The sequence below is a fragment of the Pseudomonas imperatae genome (assembly GCF_057128625.1).
Genome location: NZ_JBSKHP010000022.1, coordinates 1 through 19,110, shown reverse-complemented (window position 1 = coordinate 19,110; position 19,110 = coordinate 1). Strand labels below are relative to the sequence as shown.

Sequence of the window (19,110 nt, the reverse complement as noted above, 5' to 3'; positions counted from 1 at the left end):
GTTCAGGATTTTCCACACGTTAACCACGCGCCCGGCGTTCGTCCAGCAGCCGAAGGTCGAAACAGGTGCAGCCACGCCACCTTTTGAGGCACGATGCACACCAGCCGTACAATAAAACCAACAAGACTGTGCACAGTGAACACTTACCACCAGTACCTCTGCCCTGCTTTGCGCAGTGGCCCGCAACTTGCTCCAGCCAGGCCCATCCCTTCACTGCCTGCCTGCGGAGCACAACAATGAGCGCAACCGATTTCCCCTTGAGCGAAGCCCCGCCCCAGGGGCGCAAGGGCCTGCTGTCCATCGCCATGGTGCTGTTCAGCTTCACCTTCTTCACCGGCACCATGTTCGCCGGCGGCAAGCTGGGCATGGCCTTCGGCGTCAGCGACATGCTGTGGATCGCCTTCATCGGCAACAGCCTGCTGGCAATCTATGCCGCAGCCCTGGCGCTGATCGCCGCGCGCAGTGGGCTGAACACCGTGCTGATGGGGCGCTTCTGCTTTGGCGAGGCCGGTAGCCGGCTTTCCGATGTGCTGCTGGGCTTCGCCGAGCTGGGCTGGTACGCCTGGGGCACCGCCACGGTGGCCATCGTGCTGGTGAAACTGCTGGGCCTGAGCCAGGGGCTGACCACGCCGCTGATGGTGCTGTTCGGCTTCGGCTTCTGCCTCACGGCGCTGGTGGGCTACAAGGGCCTGGACGTGCTGTCGCGGCTGTCGGTGCCGCTGATGTTCATTCTGCTGGTGGTGTCGATGGTCATTGCCACGCGCACCATCGGCGGCTGGCAGGGCCTGAGCGCGGTGCTGCCGCAGCAAGCCATGAGCGTCTCGGCCGCCATCACCATGGTCTTCGGCACCTTCGCCAGCGGCGCCACCCAGGCCACCAACTGGACGCGGCTGGCGCGTAGCGGGCGCATTGCGGTGGTCGCCAGCGTGCTCAGCTTCCTGGTGGGCAACGGCCTGATGATCGTTGCCGGAGCCTGGTGCGCCATCGTCTACCAGCAGGCCGACATCGTCGAGGTGATGATGCTGCAAGGCCTGTCGTTCGCCGCCGTGGTGATGCTGTGCCTGAACCTGTGGACCATCCAGGGCCCGACCATCTACAACGTCGCCGCCGCCAGCTGCCACCTGCTGCGCAGCGAACGCCGGCGCACCATGACCCTGGTGGCCGCCGCCGTCGGCGTGGTGCTGGCCATCGAGGGCATGTATGAGCTGCTGATCCCCTTCCTGATTCTGCTGGGCTCGATCATCCCGCCCATTGGCGGGGTGATCATGGCCGACTTCTGGTGCCGCCACCGTGGCCGCTACCCGCGGCTGGCGGACGCCCGCCTGCCGCGCTATAACCTGGCTGGGCTGGGCGCCTACGCCGTGGGGGCGGTAGCTGCATACGCATCACCCTGGATCGCGCCGTTGGTGGGCATTGCCGCCTCGGCCGGCTGCTACTGGCTGCTGTTGCAACTGGGCGGCCAGCGCCGCCCCTACCTGCAGGAGGAAACGTGAGCCTTACCGTTGAACAGATTCTGGCGCTGCCGGGCCTGGAGGCCATGGCCCTGCGCGCCGGCGCCCGCCAGTGCCACCGCAGCGTGCGCTGGTCGTACGTGGCCGAGAACGAAGGCATCGCCGACTGGGTGATGGGCGGCGAGCTGGTATTCGTCACCGGCATCAACCTGCCCCGCGATGAGGCTAACCTGCTGCGCCTGGTGCGCGAGGGCGAGCGCTGCGCCATTGCCGGGCTGGTGATTCTCACCGGCGAGGCGTTCATCCGCCGCATTCCGGCGTCGGTGGTGGCACTGGCCGAGGCGCTGGGGGTGCCACTGATCGAACAGCCCTACGCGCTGAAGATGGTCATCGTCACGCACTTGATCGGCACGTCGCTGGTGCAGATGGCCCAGGTGCGCCGCTCGCGCCACGACATCCTCGGCCAGCTGCTGAGCGGCGACTACCCGGGCCTTGCCATCGTACGCCAGCGCGCCGCCCACCTGCAGGTGCCCCTGGACGGCCCACGGCGGGTGCTGGTGATGCGCCTGTCGAACCAGGCCGCGGTGTTCGCCCACAGCCCGCCGCCCGAGGCCGAGCGCCAGCTGCAGCACTGCCGCCAGGCGCTGGAGGACCAGCTGGAGGCCTGGAACAACGCGCACCCGCTACCGTTGCCGGTGGTCAGCCAGGGTGACCTGCTGGTGCTGCTGTTGGCCGGCGACCTCGACCCGCGCAGCCAGCTGGCGCCGCTGTACCGCGACCTGCTGGGCATGAGCGCGCCCATGACGCTGTTCATGGGCCTGTCCACCGTGGTCCACGACCCCGGCCAGTACCGCCAGGCCCTGGGCGAAGCGCGCCAGGCGCTGGAAGTGGCCGAGCAACTGCGCCCCGCCCACGGCTTCTGCGACTTCAACGAACTGGGGGTGCTGCGCCTGCTGCAGGCCATCCCCGACCGGCGCATCATCGACACGTTCGTGCGCCAGACCCTGGGCCCGCTGCAGGAACCCGGGCGCAAGCAACCGCAGACCCTGCTGCACACCCTGGACGCGCTGTTGCAGGAAAACGGCAACGCCCTCAAGGCCGCCCAACGCCTGGGCATCCACCGCAACACCCTCAACCAACGGCTGCAACGCATCGAACAGCTCAGCGAGCAGTCGCTCGACGATCCCCTTTTCCGCATGAACGCTTCGGTCGCGCTGCTGGTATGGCGCATGGCCGAGGCCCAGCTACAGGACCGCCCATGAACATCATCAATGCCACCCTGCGCAAACGCCAGGGCCTGTTTACCGTGACCTGCGACGGCGCGCGCATCAGCGCCATCAGCGCACAACCCGCCCTGCGCGCCGCCAGCGGCGACGACATCGACGCCCGCGGCCAGCTGCTGATCGCGCCGCTGGTGGAGCCGCACATTCACCTCGACGCTACCCTCACCGCCGGCGAGCCGGAATGGAACATGAGCGGCACCCTGTTCGAGGGCATCGAGCGCTGGGGCCAACGCAAGGCCACCATCACCCACGAAGACACCAAGCAGCGCGCCCACACCACCATCCGCATGCTCGCCGAGCACGGCATCCAGCACGTGCGCACCCACATCGACGTCACCGACCCGACCCTGGGCGCGCTCAAAGCCATGCTCGAAGTGCGCGAGGAAGCCCGCCACCTGATCGACCTGCAGATCGTCGCCTTCCCCCAGGAAGGCATCGAGTCGTTCGCCAACGGCCGCGCGCTGATGGAGCAGGCCATCGAGATGGGCGCCGACGTGGTCGGTGGCATCCCGCATTTCGAGAACACCCGCGACCAGGGCGTTAGCTCGATCAAGTTCCTCATGGACCTGGCCGAGCGCACCGGCTGCCTGGTGGACGTGCACTGCGACGAGACCGACGACCCGCACTCGCGCTTCCTCGAAGTGCTGGCCGAAGAAGCCCGGGTGCGCGGCATGGGCAGCCGTGTCACCGCCAGCCACACCACGGCCATGGGCTCCTACGACAACGCCTACTGCTCCAAGCTGTTCCGCCTGCTCAAGCTGTCGGGCCTCAACTTCGTCTCCTGCCCCACCGAAAGCATCCACCTGCAGGGCCGCTTCGACACCTTCCCCAAGCGCCGCGGCGTCACCCGCGTGGCCGAACTGGACCGCGCCGGCCTCAACGTGTGCTTCGGCCAGGACTCGATCAAGGACCCCTGGTACCCGCTGGGCAACGGCAACATCCTGCGCGTGCTGGATGCCGGCCTGCACATCTGCCACATGATGGGCTTCGAGGACCTGGCCCGCAGCCTGGACCTGGTGACCGACAACAGCGCCCGCGCCATGCACCTGGGCGAGCGCTACGGCATCGAGGTGGGGCGCCCGGCGAACCTGGTGATCCTGGACGCGGAAAGTGATTACGAGGCAGTGCGGCGCCAGGCCAAGGCGCGGGTGTCGATTCGCGCAGGCAAAGTGTTGATGACACGGGTGCCCGAACGCGTCGAGTTCAATGTTGCCTGACCGACCACGACGCCGCTGACGCGGCCTTGCTTGTTGTGGGAGCTGGCTTGCCAGCGAGCTGTTGAAGCCCGAAAAGCTCGCTGGCAAGCCAGCTCCCACCGAAGACGGTTGTGTATTCCCAGTTTCATCTGGTAACGATGAAAATTGGTGTTACAAAAGGTTTCCCCGAAGGCAGAATGAAACACGGACTCACCTGTCCGTACGTCGTTCGGCAACACAAGGAACCCCACAGTGCCCGACAACCGCCCCACGCCCGCCACCTGGATCGCCCTGCTGGTGGCCGTCACCTTCTTCATGGAGAACCTCGACGCCACGGTGATCAGCACCGCCCTGCCGCAGATTGCCCAGCAATTCGGCAAGGCCCCCGTGGACCTCAACATCGGCATCAGCGCCTACCTGCTGGCAGTGGCGATCTTCATTCCGCTGTCAGGCTGGGTGGCCGACCGTTTCGGCACCCGCCGGGTGTTTTCCTGCGCCATCAGCCTGTTCACCCTGGCCTCGCTGTGGTGCGGCCTGAGCCAGAGCCTGGAAAGCTTCGTCGCGGCCCGCGTGCTGCAGGGCATCGGCGGCGCGATGATGGTGCCGGTGGGGCGCCTGGCGGTGCTGCGCACCACCGAGAAGAAGGACCTGGTGAAGATGATCGCAGTCATCACCTGGCCCGGCCTGGTGGCGCCGATTCTTGGCCCGCCGCTGGGCGGGCTGATCGTCACCCATGCCTCCTGGCCATGGATTTTCTTCGTCAACCTGCCCCTGGGCGCCATCGCCCTGGGCTGCGCGCTGTGGCTGGTGCCCAAGGGCCACGCTGAAAACACCCGGCCGTTCGACAGCGTCGGCTTCCTGCTGCTGGCCGGTGCCTGCGCGGCGTTGATGCTGGGCCTGGAATGGCTGGGCGGCGCCGAGCACGTGGGCACCGGCCTCGGCCTGCTGGTGGCCGGTGCGGTGCTGGCGGTGCTGGCCATCCGCCACTGCCGCCGTCACCCCTCGCCGCTGCTGCCCCTGGGGCCGGTGGCCATCGACACCTTCCGCGTCAGCATCTTCGGCGGCTCGCTGTTCCGCGTGGCCATCAGCGCCCTGCCGTTCCTGCTGCCGCTGCTGTTCCAGGTGGGCTTCGGCTTCTCCCCGGTGTACGCCGGCAGCCTGGTGCTGGCGGTGTTCGCCGGCAACCTGGCGATGAAACCCTTCACCACCGCCACCATGCGCCGCTTCGGCTTCCGCCGGGTGCTGCTGGTGAACGGCCTGATCGGCGTGGCGTCGATCGCTGCCTGCGCGCTGTTCAGCGCCAGCACGCCGTGGCCATTGGTGGTGCTGGTGCTGTTCATTGGCGGCCTGTCGCGTTCGATGCAGTTCACCTGCTACAACTCCATCGGCTTTGCCGACGTGCCCAAGGACCGCATGAGCGAGGCCTCGACCCTGTTCAGCATGTTCTTCCAGCTGGGCATGGGCGTCGGCGTGGCTGCCGCGGCGCTGTTGCTGCGCCTGTCCATGAGCGTCCAGGGCCACGCCGCCCAGGCCCAGCCCAGCGACTTCCGCGTGGCCTTCCTGGGCATCGCGGTGCTGGGCCTGATTGCCCTGGTGGACGCCATCAAGCTGCCGCGCCAGGCCGGTGCGCAGGTGCTGCAGGGCTGACAGTTAACGCGGCATGATGCGCAATTCGAGGTACTGCAGCAGCATGATGGTCTTGCCGTCGACGATCTGGCCATTGCTGACCATGGCCAGCGCTTCGTCGAAGCCCAGCTCCAGCACCTCGATGTCTTCGCCCTCGGCTTCCAGGCCGCCGCCGGCGTTCACGCGGTCGCCGTCCTCGTATTCGCCGATGAAGAAGTGAATGCGCTCGGTCACCGCGCCGGGGCTCATGAAGGCCTCGAAGATCTTCTCGATGGCCTTGACCCGGTAGCCGGTCTCCTCCTCCACTTCCAGGCGAATGCGTTCCTCGGGGCTGGCGTTGTCCAGCAGCCCGGCGGCAGTCTCGATGAGGAAACCGTCGTGGCCGTTGAGGAAGGTGGGCAGGCGGAACTGGCGGATCAGCACCACGGTGCGCTTGGCCAGGTTGTACAGCAGGATAGTTGCGCCGTTGCCGCGGTCGTACACCTCGCGGGTCTGGGTCTGCCAGCTGCCGTCGCGGCGGCGCAGGTCGAAGGTGTATTTGTTCAGCAGGTACCAGTTGTCAGAGAGCAGTACCTTGCCGGTAATGCGAATGGGGCTGTCGGCCATGGAAAATCCTTGAGGGTAAAACGCCAAGGGCGCAGGGTTACCCGCCGGCCTTGCCGGCGTCAAGCACCGGCGCCAGCGGGCACACCGCCTGGGCCCGCGCGCTCAGGGCCTGGCGCAGGCCCTGCAACTGGGCAATGCGTTCATCGATGGCCGCCAGCTTCTGCGCGAACACCGCCGCCAGCCGCTCGGCCGGCTCGTCGCTGGCCTGCCACAGCGCCGGCAGGTTCTCACCCACCTCGGCCAGGCTGAAACCCAGCTGCTGGGCGGTGCGAATGTACTGCACCAGCTGCACCGTGTCCGGGTGATAGTGGCGGTACCCGTTGGCGCTGCGGGTGCAATGGATCAGCCCGCGCTCCTCGTAGAAGCGCAGCGCGTCACAGCTCACCCCGGCCAGCGCGGCCACCTGCCCTATTTTCATCCTGCCCCCTTGACCCTGGACCAAGCACCAGGGTTTAGCCTGGCGATCCTATCACTAAGGAAGCCTGTCACAATGGATACCCCCCGCTATTTGCGCCTGGTGCGCACCAGTGCCTGGTACGACCTGTTCGCCACAGCGGCGTTCATGACGCCCTGGAGCATGCACTGGCTGTTCGGCCAGCTGGCCGGTCTATCGACAACCTTGGGCCTGGGTGCGCCGCAGCCGCTCACCGACCCTGCGCACATGCTGCTGGCCAACCTGCTGGGCAGCGTGGTGATTGTCTGGGCGCTGCTGCGCCTGCGGCACACCCGGCCCGAACACGGGCTGTACGACGCCGCGGCGCGGGGGTTGTTCGCGTTATGGCAGGTGGTGGGGGTGCTCAGCGGCGCCAGCCCGATCATCCTCGCCTTCACGCTGATGGAGCTCACCTTCGGGGCGTTGCAATTGTCGCCTAATCGCGACCAAGGTCGGCTCCTACCACGGACGATGTAGGAGCCGACCTTGGTCGCGATGCAGACGACGCGGTGTTTGTCAGGAAGACAGTGGCTGGGTGGCATTCAAGTCACTTTCCTCATCCGCCAGCGCCTGCGGCAACGACGCCCGCAGGTGCTCCACCCAGGTTCGAATCTTCGCGTCCAGGAACAGCCGCGACGGGTAGATGGCGTACAGGTTCAGGCGCTGCAGGCGGTAGCCGGGCAGCACCCGCACCAGCTCGCCGCTGCGCAGGCCGTCGATGGCCGAGTAGCTGGGCAGCACGCCGATGCCCATGCCGCTGCGGATGGCCACGCGCATGGCGTCGATGGCGTTGACCTGGAACGGCGTGGCGCGCAGCGAGGCCACTTCCGGGCCGTCGGGGCCTTCGAACTGCCAGCGGTTGTCCGGGTAGGCGACGCTGCTCATCAGCAGGCAGTCGTGCTCTTCCAGCTCGGCCGGGGTGCGCGGGCCGCCGCCGCGGCGCTCCAGGTAGCGCGGCGCGGCGCACAGCACGCTGTAGATAGTGCCCAGGCGCTGGGAGATGTAGCCCGAGTCGGGCAGCTGCGCGGCCAGCACGATGGAGACGTCGAAGCCATCCTCGATCAGGTCGGGCACGCGGTTGCTCAGGTGCAGGTCGAAGCTCACCTCGGGGTAGCGCTCGCGGTAGTCGGCCATGGCCTCGATCACGTAGTGCATGCCGATGCCCGCCATGGCGTGCACCTTGAGGCTGCCGGCGGCGTAGTCCTGGGTGGCTTCGGCCTCGGCTTCGGCTTCGGCCACCGAGGCCAGGATGCTCTCGCAGCGGTGGTAGTAGCGCTTGCCCGCCTCGGTCATGGCGATGCGCCGGGTGGTGCGGTTGAGCAGCCGGGTGCGCAGGTGGCTTTCCAGGTTCGACACCGCGCGCGACAGGTTGGCGGTGGTGGTGTTCATCTGCTCGGCGGCCAGGGTGAAGCTGCCGGTTTGCGCCACGCAGACGAAGGCGCGCATGTATTGGAGGATGTTCATCTGACGTTTCCCCGAGTGACCGGGTGATTATAAAATTAATTACAACAAACAATCATGTGTTGTTGCGTTTATTGCATCAGCCGCCAGCCGGTAAAATCCTCCCCATCCATAATCAACGGGCACATCAGGGGAACGACCAGCGGTGAATACACGCATGACCAGACACGCCTTACCCCTGATGTTACTCACATTAACGTTAACAATCAGTGGTTGCATCAGCACCCACGGCATCGGCCCGACCAGCCAGCCCATGGCCGCCAACCAGTTGCAGCTCGACGCCGCCATTGCCCAGGCCCGCAACGACGCCCACTGGCCAGACAGCCGCTGGTGGATGGCCTACGGCGACGCCCAGCTCAACCGCTGGATCGACGACGCCCAACGCAATAGCCCAACCCTGGCCGAAGCCGCCGCGCGGGTGCGCCAGGCCAAGGCCATGGCCGGGGTGACCGCCGCCAATGAGGCGCCGCAGGTCAACGGCAAGGCCTCGATCACCCGCCACAAATGGCCCACCGACAACTTCTACGGCCCCGGCGAGCTGGCCGATGTCACCGACTTCGACAACAGCGCCGCCCTGGGCCTGAGCTATTCCCTGGACCTGTGGGGCCGCGAGCAGAGCGCCACTGAACAGGCCCTGGACAGCGCCCACGCCGCGGCCGCCCAGGGGCGCGCCGCGCAGCTGGAGCTGCAGGGCAACATCGTCCGCGCCTATATCCAGCTGTCGGAACAGTACGCCCAACGCGACATTCTCCAGGCCCTGCTCAAGCAACAGCAGCAGGTGCTGGACCTGGCCCAGAAGCGTTTTGACCACGGTATCGGCACCCAGCTGGAGGTTAGCCAGGCGCAGACCTCGCTGCCCGAAACCCTGCGCCAGATCGACAGCCTGGATGAAAGCATTGCCCTGAGCGGCAACCAGCTGGCCGCCCTGGCCGGCAAGGGCCCGGGCGCTGCGCAGAGCCTGCAACGCCCGACCCTGGCCCTGGGCGCCGCGCTGGCCCTGCCAGCCCGCCTGCCCGCGCAACTGCTGGGCCAGCGCCCGGACGTGGTCGCCAGCCGCTGGCGCGTCAACGCCCAGGCACGCGGCATCGAAGTGGCGCGCGCCGGGTTCTATCCTGACGTGGACCTGGCGGCCAGCCTCGGCTTCAGCGCCACCGGCGGTGGCGTGCTGGAGTTCCTCAACGCCAGCAAGCAGACCTGGACCGTGGGCCCGGCCCTGAGCCTGCCGATCTTCGACGGCGGCCGCCTGCGCGCCCAGCTGGGCGCCGCCTCTGCCGGCTACGACCTGGCCGTCGCCCAGTACAACCAGACCCTGGTGCAGGCGCTGAAGGACATCAGCGACCAGCTGATCCGCCGCCACTCCATGGACCAGCAATTCACCCTGGCCAGCCAGGGCGTGGCCAACGCCCAGCGCAGCTATGACATCGCCCGCATCGCCTTCCAGCGCGGCCTGACCGGCTACCTGGAGGTGCTCAACGCCCAGACCCAGCTGTTCCGCGAACAGCAGACCCTGCAGCAGGTGCAGGCCGCACGCCTGCAAACCCAGGCCTCGCTGGTGATTGCCCTGGGCGGCGGTGTGCGCGCCGGCAATGACAGCCCCGATCCAGCCCGCGCCACCCCGGCCAAGCCCGGCCTGGCGCTGCTGCGCGGCGAGCAGCAACCATGAGCCTGGGCAACGACTGGCGCGCCGCCCTGCGCGCCTGGGCCGAACGTGACGGCGTGACCTGGATCTACCTGTTCAAGCTGCTCACTGCCACCTTCCTCACCTATTGGCTGGCCTTGCGCCTGGAGCTGCCGCAACCGACCACGGCACTGGCCACGGTGTTCATCGTCATGCAGCCGCAAAGCGGCCAGGTCATTGCCAAGAGCGCCTGGCGCTTGCTGGGCACCTTGCTGGGCGCGGTGGTGGTGGTCACCCTGATCGCCCTGTTCGGCCAGCACAGCGACCTGTTCCTGGGCTGCCTGGCACTGTGGGTGGGGCTGTGCTGCGGGCTGTCGGCGCGCTACCGCAACTTCCAGGCCTATGCCTTCGTGCTCACCGGCTACACCGCCGCCATCGTCGGCGTGCCTGCCCTCACCCACCCCGAAGGCGTGTACCTGTCGGCGGTGTGGCGGGCCATCGAGATCGGCCTGGCGGTGATCTGCAGCGGCGTGGTCTCGGCGGTGATCTTCCCGCAGAACAGCCGCACGGCGCTGCGCGCCACCATCGGCAAGCGCCTGGGGCTGTTCGCCGCCTTTGCCGCCGACAGCCTGCAAGGCCGCCTGGCCGAAGGCGCCTTCGCCCAGCACAACCGCCGCCTGGTGGCCGAGGCCGTAGGCCTGGAGAACCTGCGCAGCGTGACCGTGTTCGAAGACCCGCTGACGCACATGCGCAGCGGCCGCCTGAGCCGCCTCAACAGCGAATTCATGCAGTGCACCACGCGCTTCAACGCCCTGCACCAGCAGCTGCAGCGCCTGCGCCACGAAGCGCCAGGCGCCTGGCAAGACCTGCAACCGGCGCTGGCCGGGCTGGTGACGCTGCTGGAAGATTATCGCGACCAGCCGCTGGACAGCGCCGGCGCCGCGCCCCTGGCCGAGCGCCTGCAGCGCCTGCACGCCGACACCGCCGTGCGCCTCCGGCACCTGCCGGCCACCGCCTGCCAGCAAGACCTGGACACCGCCGGCGAGCTGCTGCTGGGGCTGATCGACGAACTGCACGACTACGCCCAGACCCACGCCTCGCTCGCCAGCCACCGCCACCCGCGCGAACGATGGGCCGCCGGCTACACGCCGCGCACCAACCTGTGGCTGTGCGCCGCCTCGGGCGTGCGCGGTTTCCTGACCGTGGCCCTGGCCGCCAGCTTCTGGCTCGCCACCGCCTGGCCCAGCGGCATCAGCCTGATGATCTCGGCGGCCGCCGGCATCAGCCTCACCGCCAGCACCCCGAACCCGTGGCGCGCAGGCGTGCAGATGGGCCTGGGCGTGGTGCTCAGCAGCCTGTTCGGCTTCGTCGAATACTTCCTGCTGTACCCGCACATCGACGGTTTTCCCCTGCTGTGCTTCGTGCTGTCCCCGGCGCTGCTGTTCGGCGGTTTCCTGACCACCCGCATGTCCACCATGGGCATCGGCCTGGGCTTCCTGATCACCTTCGCCACCGGCGCCATTCCGGCCAACCTGACGGTCTATAACCCCAGCGGTTTCCTCAACGACTGCATCGCCAACATCATCGCCTTCGGCCTGTGTGCCATCGCCGGTGCGGTAATTTTGCCCAGCAACGCGCCCTGGGCCTGGCGCCACTTGCAACGCGACCTGCGCCGCCAGGTGGGCTTCGCCGCCCATGGCAGCCTGAAGCACCTGCGCCAGCGTTTCGACAGCCGCAGCCGCGACGTGCTGCAGCACGCCACCTCGCTGTCGGCGGCACGCCCGGCGGTGCAGGACGAACTGCTGCAATGGGCGCTGAGCGTGCAGGACGTGGGCCACGCCCTGGTGCGCCTACGCGAGCTGGGCCAGGCGCCGGCGACGGTCAGCGCGGCCCTGGCGCGGCTGTTCGACCGCCCCGGCGCGGCCCAGCGCGAACAGGCGCTGCTGGCCCTGGATGACGCCCTGGCGGCGCACCCGGCGCAGCCCCAGGCAGCATACCTGCACTTTATCCGCAGCGCCCTGCTCAACCCTCGCTCGCCGCTGGCCAGCGCCTGACCCGGACCTGACCGACCATGCCCCGCGAACTGTTTTTCCTCGAACTGTACCTGCCGACCCTGCTGCTGGTGCTTGGCGCCAGCGCCCTTTTGGCCTGGCTGCTGGACCGCGCGCTGATCGCGCTGAACCTGTACCGCTTCTTCTGGCACGCCCCGCTGGTGCGCCTGAGTCTGTACATTTGCCTGTTCAGCGCCCTGGCGCTGACCATCTACCGTTGAGACGCCAACCATGAAAAAACTCTTCAGCGTAGTGGCGACCCTGCTGGTGGTGGCCGTGGCCGCCCAGCTGGGTTCGACCCTGTGGAACCACTACATGGCCCAGCCCTGGACCCGCGACGGCCGCGTGCGCGCCGACATCATCAACGTCGCCCCGGACGTCAGCGGCGTGGTGGTGGAGGTGCCGGTGCACGACAACCAGCTGGTGAAAAAGGGCGACGTGCTGATGCGCATCGACCCGGCCCACTACCAGGTGGCCGTGGACCAGGCCAAGGCCCTGGTGGCCTCGCGCAAGGCCACCTGGCAGATGCGCGAAGTCAACGCCAAGCGCCGCGCCGACATGGACAACCTGGTGGTGTCCAAGGAAAGCCGCGAAGACGCCGGCAACACCGCCAGCGCCGCCCAGGCCGACTACCAGCAGGCCGTGGCCGCGCTGGACGCCGCGCAGCTGAACCTGGCCCGCACCCAGGTGGTGGCCAGCGTCGACGGCTACGTCACCAACCTCAACGTGCACCCGGGCGACTACGCCAAGGTGGGCGAGGCGAAGATGGCCGTGGTCGACCGCCATTCGTTCTGGGTGTACGGTTATTTCGAGGAATCGAAGCTGCCCAACGTAAAAGTGGGCGACAAGGCACAGTTGCAGATGATGAGCGGCGAAGTGCTCAAGGGCCACGTCGAAAGCATCTCGCGCGGCATCTACGACCGCGACAACCCCGAGAGCCGCGAGCTGGTGGCCGATGTGAACCCGACGTTCAACTGGGTGCGCCTGGCCCAGCGCGTGCCGGTGCGTATCCAGTTGGATGACGTGCCTGAGGACATGGTGTTGGCGGCGGGTACCACCTGCACAGTGGTCATCAGCCCCGGCGCTTGAACCGCGGCGCGGCCGGACGCAGCCTTCGGCAGCTGCTACGCGGGGTTTTGCGCATACAATTCCCGTAGCAGCGGCCGCCAGGCCGCGTCCAGCATCACTAAAATCGATAGCAAGCTTACGAAATCCCCGTCCCAGAGCCTTGGGGGCACTCTAATATCATTGTGAATGATATATACCTTCGCCCCATTCGATTCGTCGATAACCCGCCCAAGCGAACACACTCCGCCCATTCTCAATACAGTGGTGGACGTGCCCCATGGAACAGTCAATCAAACATCTACGCTTCCCTCTGGCCGCCCTCGCGGTCGTGGTGATGAGTGCTTGCGGGCGTGCCCCCGAAGTGGCCCAGGCGCCAGCGGCGCCGAAAGTCACCGTGGCCAAGGTGCTGGAGCAGCCCATCAACGAGTGGGACGAGTTCACCGGGCGCCTGGAGGCGCCGCAAACCGTTGAAGTGCGCCCACGGGTGTCCGGGCAGATCGACCAGGTAGCCTTCACCGAAGGCGCCCTGGTGAAGAAAGGCGACCTGCTGTTCCAGATCGACCCACGTCCCTTCGAAGCTGAAGTACGCCGCCTGGAAGCGCAACTGCAACAGGCCCGCGCCACCGCCACCCGTACCGAAAGCGAATCCCAACGCGGCGAGCGCCTGCGCGCCAGTAACGCCATCTCCACCGAGCTTGCCGAGACCCGCACCAGCACCGCCCAGGAATCGCGCGCCGCCGTGGCCGCCATCCAGGCCCAGCTGGACCTGGCCCGCCTGAACCTGAGCTTCACCCGCGTCACCGCACCCATCAGCGGCCGCGTCAGCCGCGCCGAGATCACCGCCGGCAACATCGTCACCGCCGACGTCACGCCGCTGACCAGCCTGGTGTCCACCGACAAGGTGTACGCCTACTTCGACGCCGACGAGCGCGTGTACCTCAAGTACAGCCAGCTGGCGCGCAAGGGCGAGCGCGGCGCCACCACCCCGGTGTACCTGGGCCTGTCCAACGAGGACGGCAACCCGCACCTGGGCCAGATGGACTTCGTCGACAACCAGGTCAACCCCAAGACCGGCACCATCCGCGGCCGCGCCGTGTTCGACAACAGCGACGGCAGCTACACCCCCGGCCTGTACGCCCGCCTGAAACTGGTGGGCAGCGCCACCTACGAGGCCGTGCTGATCAAGGACGAGGCCGTGGCCAGCGACCTGGGCAAGAAGTACGTGCTGGTGGTGGACAAGGACCACAAGGCCGCCTACCGCACCGTGGAGCTGGGGCCGAAACTCGAAGGCCTGCGCATCGTCCGTTCGGGCCTGGCCAAGGACGACACCATCGTCATCAACGGCCTGCAGCGCGTGCACCCCGGCGCCCAGGTCGACCCGCAGGACGCGCCCATGGCCAGCCCCGCCACCCTCGCCGCCCTGGCCGAGCAACTGCGGGCGCTGCAAGCCAGCAACAAGCCCGCCGCCGCTGCCAGCGTGAACCTGGCCAGCGCCGCCACGCCACGCGGCTAACAGGAACAGACCGATGAAATTTTCCCAGTTCTTTATCCAGCGGCCGATCTTCGCCGCCGTGCTCTCGCTGCTGATCCTGATCGGCGGCGCGATCTCGCTGTTCCAGTTGCCCATCAGCGAATACCCCGAAGTGGTACCGCCCACCGTGGTGGTGCGCGCCAACTTCCCCGGCGCCAACCCCAAGGTCATCGGTGAAACCGTGGCCGCGCCGCTGGAGCAGGCCATCACCGGCGTGGAGAACATGCTGTACATGTCCTCGCAGTCCACCGCCGACGGCAAGCTGACCCTGACCATCACCTTCGCCCTGGGCACCGACCTTGACAACGCCCAGGTGCAGGTGCAGAACCGGGTGACGCGCACCGAGCCCAAGCTGCCTGAGGAAGTGACGCGCATCGGTATCACCGTGGACAAGGCCTCCCCCGACCTGACCATGGTGGTGCACCTGACCTCGCCGGACAAACGCTACGACATGCTCTACCTGTCCAACTACGCCATCCTCAACATCAAGGATGAGCTGGCGCGGCTGGGCGGCGTCGGCGATGTGCAACTGTTCGGCATGGGCGACTACTCCCTGCGCGTGTGGCTGGACCCGAACAAGACCGCGTCGCGCAACCTGACCGCCACCGACGTGGTCACCGCCATTCGCGAGCAGAACCGCCAGGTGGCCGCCGGCCAATTGGGCTCGCCGCCCTCGCCCAGCGCCACCAGCTTCCAGATGTCGATCAACACCCAGGGCCGCCTGGTCACCGAGGATGAGTTCGAGAACATCATCATCCGCACCGGTGCCGACGGCGAGATCACTCGCCTGAAAGACATCGCCCGCGTCGAGCTGGGCTCCAGCCAGTACGCCCTGCGCTCGCTGCTCAACAACCAGCCGGCGGTGGCCATCCCGATCTTCCAGCGCCCTGGCTCCAACGCCATCGACATCTCCAATGAAGTGCGGGCCAAGATGGCCGAACTGAAGAAGAGCTTCCCCGAAGGCATGGACTACAGCATCGTCTATGACCCGACCATCTTCGTCCGTGGCTCCATCGAGGCGGTGATCCACACCCTGTTCGAGGCACTGATTCTGGTGGTGCTGGTGGTGATCCTGTTCCTGCAGACCTGGCGCGCCTCGATCATCCCGTTGGTGGCGGTACCGGTGTCGCTGATCGGTACCTTCGCGGTCATGCACCTGTTCGGCTTCTCGCTCAACGCCCTGTCGCTGTTCGGCCTGGTGCTGGCCATCGGCATCGTGGTGGACGACGCCATCGTGGTGGTGGAGAACGTCGAGCGCAACATCGAGCTGGGCTTGAACCCCGTGGACGCCACCAAGCGCGCCATGGGCGAGGTGACCGGGCCTATCATCGCCACGGCGCTGGTGCTGTGCGCGGTGTTCGTGCCGGCCGCCTTCATCAGTGGCTTGACCGGGCAGTTCTACAAGCAGTTCGCCCTCACCATCGCGATCTCCACGGTGATCTCGGCGTTCAACTCGCTGACCCTGTCGCCGGCCCTCGCCGCGGTGTTGCTCAAAGGCCACGACGCGCCCAAGGACCGCTTCTCGCGGGTGCTGGAAAAGCTGCTGGGTGGCTGGCTGTTCGGACCGTTCAACCGTTTCTTCGTCAAGGCCAGCCATGGCTACGTGGGCACCGTGCGCCGGGTGATCCGCCGCAGCGGCGTGGCCCTGGTGGTGTACGCCGGCCTCATCGGCCTGACCTGGCTGGGCTTCTCCAGCACCCCCACCGGCTTCGTCCCGGCCCAGGACAAGCAGTACCTGGTGGCCTTCGCGCAACTGCCCGATGCCGCCAGCCTGGACCGCACCGAAGACGTCATCAAGCAGATGTCGGAGATCGCCATGAAGCAGCCGGGGGTGGCCAACGCCATCGCTTTCCCGGGCCTGTCGATCAACGGCTTCACCAACAGCCCCAACAACGGCATCGTCTTCGTGGCCCTGAAGGACTTCGACGAGCGCCGTGACCCCAGCGAGTCGGCCGCGGCCATCGCCGGCGCCCTGAACGGCAAGTACGCCGCCATCCAGGACGCCTACATGGCGATCTTCCCGCCACCGCCCGTGCAGGGCCTTGGCACCATCGGCGGCTTCCGCCTGCAGATCGAGGACCGTGGCAACCTGGGCTACGACGCGCTGTACACCGAAACCCAGAACATCATCGCCAAGAGCCGCAGCGTGCCGGAACTGGCCGGGCTGTTCACCAGCTACACCGTGAACGTGCCGCAGGTGGACGCCGCCATCGACCGCGAGAAAGCCAAGACCCACGGCGTGGCCATCAGCGACATCTTCGACACCCTGCAGATCTACCTGGGCTCGCTGTACGCCAACGACTTCAACCGCTTTGGCCGCACCTACCAGGTCAACGTCCAGGCCGAGCAGCAGTTCCGCCTCGAGCCCGAGCAGATCGGCCAGCTGAAGGTGCGCAACAACCTCGGCGAGATGATCCCGCTGGCGACCTTCATCAAGGTCAACAACACCTCGGGCCCGGACCGGGTGATGCACTACAACGGCTTCGTCACCGCCGAAATCAGCGGCAACGCCGCCCCCGGCTACAGCTCGGGCCAGGCCCAGGCGGCAGTGGAGAAACTGCTGAAGCAGGAGCTGCCCAACGGCATGACCTACGAGTGGACCGAGCTGACCTACCAGCAGATCCTCTCGGGCAACACCGCGCTGTTCGTGTTCCCGCTGTGCGTGCTGCTGGCCTTCCTGGTGCTGGCCGCCCAGTACGAAAGTTGGAGCCTGCCGCTGGCGGTGATCCTGATCGTGCCCATGACGCTGTTGTCGGCCATCGCTGGCGTGATCATCGCCGGTAGCGACAACAACATTTTCACCCAGATCGGCCTGATCGTGCTGGTGGGGCTGGCGTGCAAGAACGCGATCCTGATCGTCGAGTTTGCCAAGGACAAGCAGGAAGAAGGCCTGGACCCGCTGGCCGCCGTGCTGGAAGCCTGCCGCATGCGTCTGCGGCCGATCCTGATGACCTCGTTCGCGTTCATCATGGGCGTGGTGCCGCTGGTGCTGTCCCACGGCGCCGGTGCCGAGATGCGCCATGCCATGGGCGTGGCGGTGTTCTCCGGCATGCTGGGGGTGACCTTCTTCGGCCTGCTGCTGACCCCGGTGTTCTTCGTGCTGATCCGCAACCGCGTGGAAAAGAAAAAGGCCCGCAAGGCCGCCCAGCTTCTGACCCTGGAGAACCCAGCATGAGCCTGAAACTCTTCATGCCCAGCCTGCTGGTGCTGGCCCTGGCGGCCTGCGCCGTGGGCCCCGACTACAAGACCCCGGACACGGCGGCGGCCAACGTCGTTGCCGCCAAGGACGGCCAGTACGACCGCGGTCATTTCGACGCGGTGTGGTGGCAGCAGTTCGACGACCCTACCCTGAACCAGCTGGTGCAGACCTCGCTGGCCGGCAACCGCGACCTGCGCGTGGCCTTCGCCCGCCTGAAGGCGGCCCGCGCCATCCGCGACGACGTCAACACCGAGCGCTTCCCGGTGGTGACCAGCCGCGTCAGCAGCGAAGTCGGCAAGGGCCAGGTGCCCGGCCAGACCACCGACCGGGTCAACCAGGAGCGCTATGACCTGGGCCTGGACATGGCCTGGGAGGTCGACCTGTTCGGCCGCATCCAGCGCAGCCTGGAAGCCAGCGATGCCCAGGAAGACGCCGCCCGCGCCGACCTGCAGCAGCTGCAGGTGACCATGATCGCCGACCTGGTGGACGCCTACGGTGACCTGCGCGGCGCGCAACTGCGCGAAGACATTGCCCGGGCCAACCTGAAGACCCAGCAGGAGTCGCGCACCATCACCGTCAGCCTGCGTGACGCCGGCGTGGGCAACGAACTGGACGTGGTGCGCGCCGACGCGCGCCTGGCCGGGGTCGAAGCCACCGTGCCGCAACTGCAGGCCGAACAGGTACGGGCGCGCAACCGCATCGCCACCCTGCTGGGCCAGCGCCCGGACCAGTTGAGCGTGGACCTGAGCCCGGCGAAGCTGCCGGCCATCTCCAAGGCCCTGCCCATTGGTGACCCTGGCGAGCTGCTGCGCCGCCGCCCCGACGTGCGCAGCGCCGAACGCAAGCTGGCCGCAGCCACCGCCAACGTCGGCGTGGCCACCGCCGACCTGTTCCCACGGGTCAGCCTGTCCGGCTTCCTGGGCTTCACCGCCGCCCGCGGTTCGCAGATCGGCTCGGCCGCCGCCAACGCCTGGTCCCTGGGCCCGAGCATCACCTGGGCGGCGTTCAACCTGGGCAGCGTGAAAGCGCGCATCCGTGGCGCCAACGCCGAAGCCGAAGGCGCCCTGGCCACCTACGAACAGCAGGTGCTGCTGGCCCTGGAAGAGTCGGAAAACGCCTTCAGCGACTACGGCAAGATCCAGCAGCGCCTGGCCTCGCTGAACAAACAGAGCCAGGCCAGCCGCGCCGCCGCCGACCTGGCCTCGATCCAGTACCGCGAAGGCACCGTCGACTACCTGGTGCTGCTGGACGCCGAACGCGAACGCCTGAGCGCCGAAGACGCCCAGGCCCAGGCCGAGATCGAGCAGTACCGCGGCATCGTCGCCATCTACAAAGCGTTGGGCGGTGGCTGGCAGGTGCCAGACAAAGGCCAGGCAGTGGCCTCGGCCCAGTGATTTAACCGAGCTCCTTTGGTTGGTTTTTGACTGACCTTTTTGCCCCGCCCTCGTGCGGGGCTTTTTTGTGCCTGACACAAACCCCGAGCCGAACAAACAAAGGCGGACAACTCGGACTATCAGGCCATGGCACGTTGCAACAAACCGTAGGAGCCGACCTTGGTCGCGATGCGCCGCGCGGGCGGCGCTCGAT

The 19,110-nt window shown here is 67.3% G+C and carries 15 protein-coding genes; 12 read left to right on the top strand and 3 right to left on the bottom strand.

Annotated features, from left to right (window positions below; translation table 11 throughout):
• The first annotated feature begins 236 nt into the window (after positions 1-236).
• The 4 genes from codB to ACWKWX_RS23830 all read left to right on the top strand — a co-directional run bounded on the left by codB (position 237) and on the right by ACWKWX_RS23830 (position 5,577).
• A complete protein-coding gene (codB, locus tag ACWKWX_RS23845) occupies positions 237-1,493 on the top strand; it encodes a cytosine permease (protein WP_483829089.1) in 1,257 nt (418 codons plus the stop codon).
• A complete protein-coding gene (locus ACWKWX_RS23840; protein ID WP_483829088.1) occupies positions 1,490-2,713 on the top strand; it encodes a PucR family transcriptional regulator in 1,224 nt (407 codons plus the stop codon). The genes codB and ACWKWX_RS23840 overlap by 4 nt, the downstream gene beginning before the upstream one ends.
• Positions 2,710-3,951, top strand: a complete 1,242-nt coding sequence (gene codA, locus ACWKWX_RS23835; protein WP_416424742.1) for a cytosine deaminase — start codon at positions 2,710-2,712, stop codon at positions 3,949-3,951. Before ACWKWX_RS23840 ends, codA begins: the two co-directional genes overlap by 4 nt.
• Before the next feature lie 231 nt (positions 3,952-4,182).
• Positions 4,183-5,577, top strand: coding sequence for an MFS transporter (locus tag ACWKWX_RS23830; protein WP_416424743.1), 1,395 nt, complete (start codon positions 4,183-4,185; stop codon positions 5,575-5,577).
• A 3-nt stretch (positions 5,578-5,580) separates the two neighbouring features.
• Here the strand turns inward: ACWKWX_RS23830 and nudK are convergent, their stop codons facing one another.
• Both nudK and ACWKWX_RS23820 read right to left on the bottom strand, forming a co-directional pair.
• Positions 5,581-6,162, bottom strand: a complete 582-nt coding sequence (gene nudK / locus ACWKWX_RS23825; RefSeq protein WP_476299186.1) for a GDP-mannose pyrophosphatase NudK — start codon at positions 6,160-6,162, stop codon at positions 5,581-5,583.
• Positions 6,163-6,199: 37 nt separating this feature from the next.
• Positions 6,200-6,580, bottom strand: coding sequence for a MerR family transcriptional regulator (locus ACWKWX_RS23820; RefSeq protein ID WP_416424745.1), 381 nt, complete (start codon positions 6,578-6,580; stop codon positions 6,200-6,202).
• A 72-nt stretch (positions 6,581-6,652) separates the two neighbouring features.
• Between ACWKWX_RS23820 and ACWKWX_RS23815 the strand changes: the two genes are divergently transcribed.
• Positions 6,653-7,072: a hypothetical protein gene (locus tag ACWKWX_RS23815; RefSeq protein ID WP_483829087.1), complete on the top strand. Its 420-nt coding sequence runs from the start codon at positions 6,653-6,655 to the stop codon at positions 7,070-7,072.
• A 39-nt stretch (positions 7,073-7,111) separates the two neighbouring features.
• Here the strand turns inward: ACWKWX_RS23815 and ACWKWX_RS23810 are convergent, their stop codons facing one another.
• A complete protein-coding gene (locus tag ACWKWX_RS23810; RefSeq protein ID WP_416424747.1) occupies positions 7,112-8,059 on the bottom strand; it encodes a LysR family transcriptional regulator in 948 nt (315 codons plus the stop codon).
• A 178-nt stretch (positions 8,060-8,237) separates the two neighbouring features.
• On the opposite strand from ACWKWX_RS23810, the gene ACWKWX_RS23805 reads away from it, so the two are divergent.
• The 7 genes from ACWKWX_RS23805 to ACWKWX_RS23775 all read left to right on the top strand — a co-directional run bounded on the left by ACWKWX_RS23805 (position 8,238) and on the right by ACWKWX_RS23775 (position 18,917).
• The gene (locus tag ACWKWX_RS23805; protein ID WP_416424748.1) at positions 8,238-9,719 is read left to right on the top strand and encodes an efflux transporter outer membrane subunit; all 1,482 of its coding nucleotides are present in this window, start codon (positions 8,238-8,240) and stop codon (positions 9,717-9,719) included.
• Entirely contained in the window at positions 9,716-11,728 is a 2,013-nt protein-coding gene (locus tag ACWKWX_RS23800) for an FUSC family protein (RefSeq protein ID WP_483829086.1), read from the top strand. The genes ACWKWX_RS23805 and ACWKWX_RS23800 overlap by 4 nt, the downstream gene beginning before the upstream one ends.
• 17 nt (positions 11,729-11,745) lie before the next feature.
• Positions 11,746-11,946 carry a DUF1656 domain-containing protein gene (locus tag ACWKWX_RS23795; protein ID WP_483829085.1) on the top strand — a complete coding sequence of 67 codons (201 nt, stop codon included), beginning with the start codon at positions 11,746-11,748 and terminating at the stop codon, positions 11,944-11,946.
• Between the two features lie 10 nt (positions 11,947-11,956).
• Positions 11,957-12,814, top strand: coding sequence for an efflux RND transporter periplasmic adaptor subunit (locus tag ACWKWX_RS23790; RefSeq protein ID WP_473002618.1), 858 nt, complete (start codon positions 11,957-11,959; stop codon positions 12,812-12,814).
• Positions 12,815-13,070: 256 nt separating this feature from the next.
• Positions 13,071-14,306: a multidrug efflux RND transporter periplasmic adaptor subunit MexE gene (gene mexE / locus ACWKWX_RS23785; protein WP_416424752.1), complete on the top strand. Its 1,236-nt coding sequence runs from the start codon at positions 13,071-13,073 to the stop codon at positions 14,304-14,306.
• Positions 14,307-14,319: 13 nt separating this feature from the next.
• Complete coding sequence (locus ACWKWX_RS23780) at positions 14,320-17,499, top strand: efflux RND transporter permease subunit (protein WP_483829084.1); 3,180 nt, start codon at positions 14,320-14,322, stop codon at positions 17,497-17,499.
• Entirely contained in the window at positions 17,496-18,917 is a 1,422-nt protein-coding gene (locus ACWKWX_RS23775; protein ID WP_483829083.1) for an efflux transporter outer membrane subunit, read from the top strand. The genes ACWKWX_RS23780 and ACWKWX_RS23775 overlap by 4 nt, the downstream gene beginning before the upstream one ends.
• Positions 18,918-19,110: the final 193 nt, after the last annotated feature.